This window comes from Symbiopectobacterium purcellii (assembly GCF_052050035.1).
In the GTDB taxonomy this organism is placed as follows: Bacteria; Pseudomonadota; Gammaproteobacteria; order Enterobacterales; family Enterobacteriaceae; genus Symbiopectobacterium; species Symbiopectobacterium purcellii_A.
Genome location: NZ_CP189882.1, coordinates 3,616,595 through 3,626,304, shown reverse-complemented (window position 1 = coordinate 3,626,304; position 9,710 = coordinate 3,616,595). Strand labels below are relative to the sequence as shown.

Sequence of the window (9,710 nt, the reverse complement as noted above, 5' to 3'; positions counted from 1 at the left end):
ATTCCCAGTCGAAACGCAACAAAACGGTAGGGCATTATGCCGCCTGTAAGTGCGTTAAAAATACCTCATTTGGAGAACGATAATCCAGCGATTTTCGGCCTCGCGTATTGAGCAGGTGTTCGAGTGCTGCAACCTTGCGATGGGTGACATAATTGAAGTCCGTTCCCTTCGGGTAAAAACGCCATATCAGCCCGTTGGTATGCTCATTCAACCCGCGTTCCCAGGAATGATATGGCCGGGCAAAGTAGACCGGTGCCCCCGTGACTTTTGTAATTTCCCCGTGCTGGGAAAATTCAGAACCGTTGTCAGCAGTCAGGGTTTTAAACTCGCAGAAGGTATTGGCAACGATGTCCCTGAAGGCCGCTACCACTGTCTCTGCTCGCTTGTTGGGCAGTTTGCGAATGATGACCAGCTTGACGGCTTTATCGACCACCGTCAGCAGGAATGATTTCTGATCTTTGCCAAAGATGGTGTCAATCTCGAAATGCCCGGGTTCCTGTTTGAGGTCAGCAACGGCCGGCCGCTGCTCAATGCCAACTGTAGTGGCATACTGAATTTGGCCACCTAAGTAGAGGTGATATGCTTACCTCATAATTTTTATAGGTGCCAAAATGAGTAAAATAATTACTGCTGAATTTAAATGTGAAACCGCCAAATTAGTCCTTGACCAAAATTATACCTACCAGGAAGCCGCGAAAGCCATGAACGTCAGTCTTTCAGCGATTAGCCGGTGGGTAAGAGCCCTTCGTTTAGAACGTCAAGGGAAAACATCGCCTGGTCTGCCATTAACACCTGAACAAATTGAGTTCAGAGAAATGAAGAAAAAAATCCACCGACTGGAAATGGAGAATTCCATCTTAAAAAAGGCTACTGCGCTCTTAATGTCCTACTCACTGAAAAATTCTCGGTAGTTGAAAAGCTAAGAGCGCTTTATCCAGTGAAAGCGGGCTTTGTTGAATAATTTAACCGTTTGATTTACATCTTCTTTAGTTAGAATGCATTTACAGAGAATGTATTTTGTTAGAACGACAAATCAAATAGTTAGCACAATAAAAAGCATTCCGAGAGGAAAAATTAGTCGTTGAAATTTTATAATGCTTATATAAATTAGTATCTTAAATTATTCAACAAAGCCGTGAAAGCGTTGTGTCGTATTTTTAATGTTCACCGAAGCAGTTATCGCTATTGGTGTCGACCTAAGGAGCCAGATATTGAGCGGACGATAAAACGTAGCCTGGTCAGCGAAGCGTGGAACGTTAGTGGCGGGTCTGCGGGCGCAAGGACTATCGCCACGATGGTTACCAATACACACGACGTGAAACTTGGGCGGTGGTTAGCGGGTAAGTTGATGAAAGAATTAACCCTCGTTAGTTGCCAAACAAGAAAACATCAATACAACCGCGGTGGAAATGAACGTATTGATATTCCAAATCTGCTCAATAGGCAGTTCGCTGTTACCAAGCCTGACCAGGTTTGGTGCGGCGGTGTAACCTATATTTGGACAGGCGCCCGATGGGCGTATCTGGCGGTGGTATTAGATTTATTTGCCCGAAAACCCGTGGGTTGGGCAATGTCGTTTTCGCCAGATTCAGAATTAACAGCCAAAGCACTACAAATGGCTTGGGAACTGCGTGGGCATCCCAAACAAGTCATGTTTCATAGTGACCAAGGAAGCCATTACACCAGTCGTCAGCATAGGCAGGCATTGTGGCGTTATCAGATGACCCAAAGTATGAGTCGCAGAGGAAATTGTTGGGATAATAGTCCGATGGAGCGATTCTTCCGTAGTCTGAAGACTGAATGGGTGCCAACGACTGGCTACCAAAGCTTTAGTACTGCTCAATCATCCATTATTCGCTACATAACCCATTATTATAGCGATGTCAGACCTCACTGGTATAACGGTGGGTTAACACCAAATGAATCAGAACGGCTGTTCCATCAACAGTCAGGTAGGGTGGCCAAATTTAGTTGACCACTACACAGGGGGCAAAGGGTGACAGCCACCTTCTGCAGTGAGCGTGACCGGCAGCATCGCCGGAGCGCCTGATGGTGCAGCGAGCAGCCCCTGCTGATAAAGACGCCGCCAGTTGAACAGCAGGTTGTCATTGATGTTATTTTCGCGGGCCAGCTGTGCCACGCTGACGCCGGGCTGCATCGACTGCTCCACCAGGGATATTTTGAAGTCACGGGGGAAGTTGGGGCGACGTGGCCGACTGCGGGGTGCGGGTGTCTCAGCCGGCTCCGGTGCTGCGGGCAGAACGGCGGCTTTACGTGATGCCGGCCGGTAAAGACGCTTCTCCAGACTCCGGGCGCTGATCCTGGCCGGCAGGGGCCAGGGCAGCCCGGCCTTACTGAAGCGAGCGAACAGCTCACATACTGTGGTTTTGGGAATGCCGAGCCGTCTGCCTGCCTCAATACGCGGCAGCTTTTCATCAAAATGGAGGCGGAGTGCTTCAAGGATCCATGTCCGGTGTTTCATGGGATAGTGTCCATTAAAAAATGATGGACACTATTTTCCCGGAACGGACGGTCACAGGACAGACGGTTCAGATGAGACGCTTACAATCGGGTGGTATATTGGGGCAATAGTCGTTGCCCCAATATACCCGTCATACTTCACGTTACAGGTGTGTTGGCTGCGTTCGCTCACCTGAATCACTTACCTGAGTAAGCTCATCGGGACTCCTTCTCTTGCCGTCTTGCTGTAACTCTAATTATTTAGGGCATACTCTTTTTAACTGTGCCACGGGCGAACCCGTGGCAATCGCTTAGATATCCATATCCAGAATGGCTGCACTCAGCCCTTTGCCGTGCATATCCAGCGCCAGTGAGCGGGTAACACCGCCACCCAGTGCGCCATATATGACAAAGTTCAGCGCGCCAATGGCGGGCAGTTCGTAGCGAACGACGTCACCGGTAACGATATCGGCAAACCAGGCTTTAACTTTTTCCGCAGTAACGGCCGTTTTGATTTTCTCAAAATATTCCGCACGATAAGCAATCAGCGAGATATTCGACGTATTGCCTTTGTCACCAGTGCGGGAGTGGGCGATTTCACGTAGTTTCATTATTTGATCTCCAGGTAGTTAACCGCTGGGGTAACGAAAGCGCGCGCCAGCAGGGTGGAATCCATGGCCAGAATCTCTTTAACGCCTTTATTGACGCCACCGCCACCCGCAGGGCCGTTGGTGTACAGCGTTTCCACTTCGTTGCCCACTTTCACTGCCTGTGCGCGAGTGGCACAGCGAGCGGCCACGCGTGCGCGCACTTCATAAGGCTCGCTGCGTTGAGAACGTTCTGCGCCGTGCAGCGCGTCTACGCCAATCAAATCGAAACGCACTTCTGACGGTGCGAAACCGCATATAGCTAAACGACTTAATTTTGATTACATTATTTAAATGAGCTATTCAATTGATTTTAGACGTAAAGTGATATCTACACGGAAAAACGAAGGGTTGAGTATCCGAGAAACAGCGAAGCAATTTCGGATTGGCCCTGCCTCTGTATCGCGTTGGATTAATCAAATAGAGTCAAAAGCATCGAGGCTTTGTTGAATAATTTAACCGTTTGATTTACATCTTCTTTAGTTAGAATGCATTTACAGAGAATGTATTTTGTTAGAACGACAAATCAAATAGTTAGCACAATAAAAAGCATTCCGAGAGGAAAAATTAGTCGTTGAAATTTTATAATGCTTATATAAATCAGTATCTTAAATTATTCAACAAAGCCAAGCATCGACCACGCGTCAGCGAAAGATCGATAAATCCGAGTTGATAAAAGATGTTGAACAATATCCAGATGCTTACCAAAAAGAACGTGCAGAGCGTTTTGGCGTTTGTCAGAAGGCCATTTGGCAAGCGCTTAAAAAGCTGGGATTGACCTATAAAAAAAACTCTACGTCATCCGAAAGCCGACGAAAACGCCCGGCAGGGATTTCAACAAAAAAAACAACAGTATGAAAAAGAAGGTAAACCTATTGTTTTTATTTATGAAAGTGGTTTTTCACACGATGCCGCACGGACTCACGGCTATTCCCCAAAAGGTCAACGGTGTTTTGGCCTGAAGAACTGGGGAACTAGGGGAAGAACAAATGTTATCGGCGCTTTATTAGGCACAACGCTGTTTGCTATCGGATTATTTGATATCAATATTAACAGCGATGTTTTCTATGCCTGGGTCACACAAGTCCTTATCCCAGTACTCCCTAAAAACAGTGTAATCATGATGGACAATGCCACTTTTCACAAAAAACATAATATTCAACAAGTCATCATCGATGCAGGGTATATGGTGGAGTATTTGCCTACATATTCGCCAGATCTTAACCCAATTGAGCATAAATGGGCACAAGCAAAAAGCAAAAAAAGAGAGATGGGTTGCGATACAGAGAGTTTGTTCTCAGTCCATATGGTGTAATCAAAATTGAGACTGTAAAATAATCTGTGTAAATGGCATTTTGAGGAAAACCTTCAAAGGATAACAAAATGCCTATCAGCAACGAACTTATTGACCAACTGCTTCAAGATTGTCACTCCCCTCAGGATCTGCTGGGTGAATCAGGCCTACTCAAGGTGCTGACTAAAAGACTGGCGGAACGGGTTCTTGAAGCTGAGATGGAGATGCACCTTGGGTATGCTAAGCATGACCCGGCTGGTAATCATTCAGGCAACTCACGCAATGGCAAGACATCCAAGAGCGTACGTAGCCAAAATGGGGAGATCGAGCTCGATATTCCGCGCGACCGCAACAGTACCTTCGAGCCGACACTGATCGGTAAGCACGAAAAACAGCTTAACGGCTTCGATGACCGCATTATTTCTCTCTATTCCAGAGGGTTATCAACCCGTGATATTCAGGCACACTTTAAAGAAGTCTACGGGGTCGATGTTTCCGCTGGCTTCATTTCTCAAGTGACCAATGCTGTGATGGATGAAGTTAAGCGCTGGCAGCAACGGCCGCTGGATGCGCTTTATCCCATTGTTTACCTTGACTGTATTGTTGTCAAAAGCCAGGACGGCGGAGCCGTGGCCAACAAGTCTGTTTATCTGGCCCTCGGCGTCAACGGCCAGGGCGAAAAAGAGCTGCTGGGGCTATGGATAGCCAAAACTGAGGGGGCCAAGTTCTGGTTATCTGTGATGACAGAACTGAAAAATCGTGGGCTAAAGGACATCTTCGTCGCCTGCTGCGATGGCCTGAAAGGCTTTCCTGATGCCATTGAAGCTGTTTACCCGCATACGCGGGTACAGCTCTGCATTGTGCATCAGGTGCGGAACTCGCTGCGCTACGTCGGCTGGAAAGAGCGTAAGGCCGTTGCTGCTGACCTGCGCACCATCTATAGTTCCGCAACGCTAGAGGGCGCTGAAGAGGCCCTGGATGCCTTCGCGGCCAAATGGGATGAACAGTTCCCGACGATCAGCCCGTCGTGGAGAAATAATTGGGAACGTCTCATCGTCATTTTTGACTTTCCGCCGGAGATCCGCAAGGTTATCTACACCACCAACGCGATAGAGTCGTTAAATGCTTCATTGCGCAAGATAACGAAAACGCGACGAATATTTCCAACGGATGACTCGGTGATAAAATTACTCTATCTAGCCTTGCATAATATCTCTGCTAAATGGACCTTGCCAATCAGAGACTGGAAACCTGCTATGAGCCAATTCATGTTGATGTATGGAGAACGAATCTCCGGTTAAGCAATGGAGCCATTTACACAAAATTCTTTACAGACTCTCAAAATTAAGTCGCTTGGCTATACCACGGTTTTGATGATAAAGCGCGTGTTTAACCTGTCGCTCCGGGCATTACAGGGCTTTGTCGACTCGGTTTTTACACTGATGAGCGGCTTTGTTGAATAAATCAGAATTAGCCGACAGGATGACTCCCTCTGCTACACCTGTTATCCTATCCTGACGCTGTGTGGCATACCCAACAACGTCATACGGTTCAGCGCTTTGACCATCGCTATGGCTTCACCTACTTGAGCCTCATAGTCACGCAGGCTCAGATGGCCACCCAGCAAAGTTTTTATGCGGAACATCGCTGTTTCTGCCACTGAACGCCGGTGATAACCCACTTTCTTTTTCCACATATCATTACTCCCGCTCAGACGCTGATTCGCCACCGCATGGTTACGTTCATGGTACTTGTCCGGCCAGTATTTGGCTCCGCTTCGCGGCGGGATAAGGGGCCTGATTTTCTTTCTTAGCAACGCATCGTGGCAGTAACGGGCGTCATAAGCACCGTCTGCTGACACTTCCCTGATTTTTCGGTGGGTTTGGTTAATCAGGCCCGGCAGTGCCTGCGCATCTGTCGTTCCGCTGAGCGATAAGTCGGCACAGATAATCTCATGCGTCGCACTGTCTGCTGCCAGATGAAGCTTGCGCCACACTCTTCGTCTGTCAGCCCCATGCTGCCTGACTTTCCATTCACCTTCGCCAAAGACCTTCAGACCGGTACTGTCGATGACCAGATGCGAGATTTCACCACGCGTTGGCGTTTTTATGCTGATACTGACGGTTTTTGCCCGCCGACTGACCAGAGAGTAGTCCGGGCAGCGCAGTGGCAGGCTCATCAGTGTAAAAACCGAGTCGACAAAGCCCTGTAATGCCCGGAGCGACAGGTTAAACACGCGCTTTATCATCAAAACCGTGGTAACAGCCATATCGGTGTAGTAAAGCGGCCGACCGCGACCTTCAGGCGAAGAACTGTCAGTCCATGCAGCGATGGCCGACTCATCAAGTCAGACCGTCAGGGAGCAGCGTTGTCTGAGTGCTTTGTTGTAGGTGGGCCAGTTGGTGATTTTAAACTTTTGCTTTGCCATGGGGAGCTGCTATCGGGAGCGATGATAGTGGCTTTGTTGAATAATTTAAGATACTGATTTATATAAGCATTATAAAATTTCAACGACTAATTTTTCCTCTCGGAATGCTTTTTATTGTGCTAACTATTTGATTTGTCGTTCTAACAAAATACATTCTCTGTAAATGCATTCTAACTAAAGAAGATGTAAATCAAACGGTTAAATTATTCAACAAAGCCGATGATAGTGCTTTGATCCGGCGATCCCCTGAAAGTTCGATTTATTCAACAAAGCCACAATAAAATAAAAAGCAGTTTATCTAATGGGGTTGGGATAAATCCTTTCTGCCCTGCACCCATCTGTCGCTCGTGATCTTTTCGATTCTTTTTCCGATAAATCAAATAACAAGCTGAAAATTCAGCGGCTAAATTTTTCAATTCTTCGACTGATAATCCAATGATTGCTTTACATAAACGATTATCTCGTAACAACCGCTCTTTGTTGATCATTTCAAACCTTTATTCTCTAAGTTAAACCTCTTTTTATTCTCAATAGCCTGACAAAAAATGCAAGTCTCTATTCAGCAACTAGTTTAATGTACGCGGTTCTGCCAACCTGTCTGGAAAAAGGTATCAAAATCATCACCAATATGGGTTCTGCCAACCCAACGGCAGCGGGCCAGCGCGTGCTGGAGATCGCCAAAGAACTGGGCGCCACACAGCTGAAAATTGCCGTGGTCACCGGTGATGACGTACGCGATGTATTGATTCAACAAGATGCGCGTCTGGATGAAATCGGCCAGCCAGTTTCTACCTGCGGTAAAGAGATCCTTTGCGCCAATGGCCCATTCCCAGTCGAAACGCAACAAAACGGTAGGGCATTATGCCGCCTGTAAGTGCGTTAAAAATACCTCATTTGGAGAACGATAACCCAGCGATTTTCGGCCTCGCGTATTGAGCAGGTGTTCGAGTGCTGCAACCTTGCGATGGGTGACATAATTGAAGTCCGTTCCCTTCGGGTAAAAACGCCGTATCAGCCCGTTGGTATGCTCATTCAACCCGCGTTCCCAGGAATGATATGGCCGGGCAAAGTAGACCGGTGCCCCCGTGACTTTTGTAATTTCCCCGTGCTGGGAAAATTCAGAACCGTTGTCAGCAGTCAGGGTTTTAAACTCGCAGAAGGTATTGGCAACGATGTCCCTGAAGGCCGCTACCACTGTCTCTGCTCGCTTGTTGGGCAGTTTGCGAATGATGACCAGCTTGACGGCTTTATCGACCACCGTCAGCAGGAATGATTTCTGATCTTTGCCAAAGATGGTGTCAATCTCGAAATGCCCGGGTTCCTGCTTGAGGTCAGCAACGGCCGGCCGCTGCTCAATGCCAACACGGTTGGGAATAGGACCGCGTTTGTTCTCATCGGTCTGATAGTTATACCGTTTACCCCGATGAGGGAGCTGCTGATACAGCTCACCGCCGGCCCGGCGCTCCTGCTGGATATAGCGATAGAGCGAGTTCTTGCTGACGGACAGGCCAAATTCCAGGACCAGGCGCCCACTGATGACCTCAGGTGAGGTGTGGGTAGACAGCGCCGTTCTGATAAAGTCCTGAATGTGCGGTTCAAGCTGGTTAATCACGCTGTCCGGCCGTGTTTTCTGCCGCCGCCCTCTGGCCAACGTTTCGGCCCTTCTGCAGGAATAGACCCCGTTGAAAGCGGCGTCGGTATTGCGTCTGAGTTCCCTGCTGATGGTAGAACGAGGAAGCTCCAGTTCCCGGGCGATGGTGGCCTGGTTAACCCCATCACCACGCCGCTTTTCGATGTAGAACCGTTCTTTAAACTAGTTGCTGAATAGAGACTTGCATTTTTTGTCAGGCTATTGAGAATAAAAAGAGGTTTAACTTAGAGAATAAAGGTTTGAAATGATCAACAAAGAGCGGTTGTTACGAGATAATCGTTTATGTAAAGCAATCATTGGATTATCAGTCGAAGAATTGAAAAATTTAGCCGCTGAATTTTCAGCTTGTTATTTGATTTATCGGAAAAAGAATCGAAAAGATCACGAGCGGCAGATGGGTGCAGGGCAGAAAGGATTTATCCCAACCCCATTAGATAAACTGCTTTTTATTTTATTGTATTTAAAATGTTATCCGACCTATGATTTGCAAGGACTTCTTTTTGGTTTAGATAGAACACGGGTATGTCGCTGGGTAAAAATATTATTGCCGGTTTTAGAGATGACCTTGGGGCGAGAATGTGTTTTGCCCGCTCGTCAAATTCGCTCTGCTGAGGAATTTTTTCGCGCCTTTCCTGGAGTTAAAGACGTCTTTATTGATGGGACAGAGCGACCTGTCCAAAAGCCTAAGAATCTGCGTCGGCGAAAAAAAATGTATTCGGGAAAGAAAAGACAGACCACTCGAAAAGGGCTTATTATGACTGACGAAACAAGGCAAATTGGATTTATCCCCATGAGCAAAAATGGGCGCCGTCACGATAAACGCTTACTCGATAAAGTCGATATAATTCGCCATATTCCTCCTGAGGTAACCATCTGGGCAGATACCGGTTTTCAAGGTATAGATAAACAGCATCCTAATACACAAATCCCAAAAAAAGGAACTCGAAAAAGACCTTTATCGCCTGAACAAAAACAAGAAAATAAAATAATCTCGGGCATCCGTATTACAGTTGAACACGCCATCGCGGGTATCAAGCGCCTCGGTTGCATGACCCAAATTTTACGGAATCGTAGACCCTTTATTGATGATACCTTCTTACTCCTTAGCGCCGGTCTTTGGAATTTCCATCTCAGAACAGCATAAAATTTACTTCAATCACCGAAACACCCTTATTTCACTATTAAGCAACACGCTTTTTGTGAGTCAGATGTTTTCCCTGCATGCAACGG

General features: G+C 47.2%; 10 protein-coding genes and 5 pseudogenes. 8 read left to right on the top strand and 7 right to left on the bottom strand.

The genetic code is table 11. The annotated features are described in order from the left end of the window. Window positions 1-34: 34 nt before the first annotated feature. The gene (locus ACQGXV_RS24805) at window positions 35-556 is read right to left on the bottom strand and encodes an IS30 family transposase (RefSeq protein ID WP_440867597.1); all 522 of its coding nucleotides are present in this window, start codon (window positions 554-556) and stop codon (window positions 35-37) included. Between the two features lie 55 nt (window positions 557-611). Between ACQGXV_RS24805 and ACQGXV_RS24800 the strand changes: the two are divergent. Beyond that, window positions 612-940 (top strand): annotated as a pseudogene (locus tag ACQGXV_RS24800) (transposase); the annotation flags it as partial. Between the two features lie 192 nt (window positions 941-1,132). Beyond that, window positions 1,133-1,975, top strand: a pseudogene (locus tag ACQGXV_RS24795) (IS3 family transposase); the annotation flags it as partial. Window positions 1,976-2,008: 33 nt separating this feature from the next. On the opposite strand, the pseudogene tnpA reads toward ACQGXV_RS24795, so the two are convergent. The 3 genes and pseudogenes from tnpA to ACQGXV_RS24780 form a co-directional block, all read right to left on the bottom strand. Then, window positions 2,009-2,482: pseudogene (tnpA, locus tag ACQGXV_RS24790) on the bottom strand (IS66-like element accessory protein TnpA); the annotation flags it as partial. A 289-nt stretch (window positions 2,483-2,771) separates the two neighbouring features. Then, entirely contained in the window at window positions 2,772-3,071 is a 300-nt protein-coding gene (locus ACQGXV_RS24785; RefSeq protein ID WP_440863512.1) for an AtuA-related protein, read from the bottom strand. After that, on the bottom strand, window positions 3,071-3,343 hold the full coding sequence (locus tag ACQGXV_RS24780) for an acyclic terpene utilization AtuA family protein (protein WP_440863511.1): 273 nt from the start codon (window positions 3,341-3,343) through the stop codon (window positions 3,071-3,073). The genes ACQGXV_RS24785 and ACQGXV_RS24780 overlap by 1 nt, the downstream gene beginning before the upstream one ends. A gap of 58 nt (window positions 3,344-3,401) precedes the next feature. Between ACQGXV_RS24780 and ACQGXV_RS24775 the strand changes: the two genes are divergently transcribed. From ACQGXV_RS24775 to ACQGXV_RS24760, 4 genes are all read left to right on the top strand, one after another. Beyond that, window positions 3,402-3,557, top strand: coding sequence for a helix-turn-helix domain-containing protein (locus ACQGXV_RS24775; protein ID WP_440863510.1), 156 nt, complete (start codon window positions 3,402-3,404; stop codon window positions 3,555-3,557). A gap of 162 nt (window positions 3,558-3,719) precedes the next feature. Continuing rightward, window positions 3,720-3,965, top strand: a complete 246-nt coding sequence (locus ACQGXV_RS24770; RefSeq protein ID WP_440867596.1) for an IS630 transposase-related protein — start codon at window positions 3,720-3,722, stop codon at window positions 3,963-3,965. After that, window positions 3,889-4,422 (top strand): IS630 family transposase, encoded by a 534-nt coding sequence (locus ACQGXV_RS24765; protein ID WP_440867595.1) that lies wholly within the window; start codon window positions 3,889-3,891, stop codon window positions 4,420-4,422. The genes ACQGXV_RS24770 and ACQGXV_RS24765 overlap by 77 nt, the downstream gene beginning before the upstream one ends. A gap of 68 nt (window positions 4,423-4,490) precedes the next feature. Further along, window positions 4,491-5,702, top strand: coding sequence for an IS256 family transposase (locus tag ACQGXV_RS24760; RefSeq protein WP_440862551.1), 1,212 nt, complete (start codon window positions 4,491-4,493; stop codon window positions 5,700-5,702). A gap of 203 nt (window positions 5,703-5,905) precedes the next feature. Here ACQGXV_RS24760 and ACQGXV_RS24755 read toward each other — a convergent pair. Together ACQGXV_RS24755 and ACQGXV_RS24750 are read right to left on the bottom strand one after the other, a co-directional pair. After that, window positions 5,906-6,829, bottom strand: a pseudogene (locus ACQGXV_RS24755) (IS5 family transposase). A gap of 263 nt (window positions 6,830-7,092) precedes the next feature. Continuing rightward, complete coding sequence (locus ACQGXV_RS24750; protein ID WP_440863508.1) at window positions 7,093-7,317, bottom strand: hypothetical protein; 225 nt, start codon at window positions 7,315-7,317, stop codon at window positions 7,093-7,095. Between the two features lie 86 nt (window positions 7,318-7,403). Between ACQGXV_RS24750 and ACQGXV_RS24745 the strand changes: the two genes are divergently transcribed. Continuing rightward, window positions 7,404-7,703, top strand: coding sequence for an acyclic terpene utilization AtuA family protein (locus tag ACQGXV_RS24745; RefSeq protein ID WP_440863506.1), 300 nt, complete (start codon window positions 7,404-7,406; stop codon window positions 7,701-7,703). Here the strand turns inward: ACQGXV_RS24745 and ACQGXV_RS24740 are convergent. After that, window positions 7,689-8,630, bottom strand: a pseudogene (locus ACQGXV_RS24740) (IS30 family transposase); the annotation flags it as partial. The gene ACQGXV_RS24745 and the pseudogene ACQGXV_RS24740 overlap by 15 nt on opposite strands. A 94-nt stretch (window positions 8,631-8,724) precedes the next feature. On the opposite strand from ACQGXV_RS24740, the gene ACQGXV_RS24735 reads away from it, so the two are divergent. Continuing rightward, window positions 8,725-9,624: a transposase family protein gene (locus tag ACQGXV_RS24735; protein ID WP_440862939.1), complete on the top strand. Its 900-nt coding sequence runs from the start codon at window positions 8,725-8,727 to the stop codon at window positions 9,622-9,624. Window positions 9,625-9,710 lie beyond the last annotated feature (86 nt).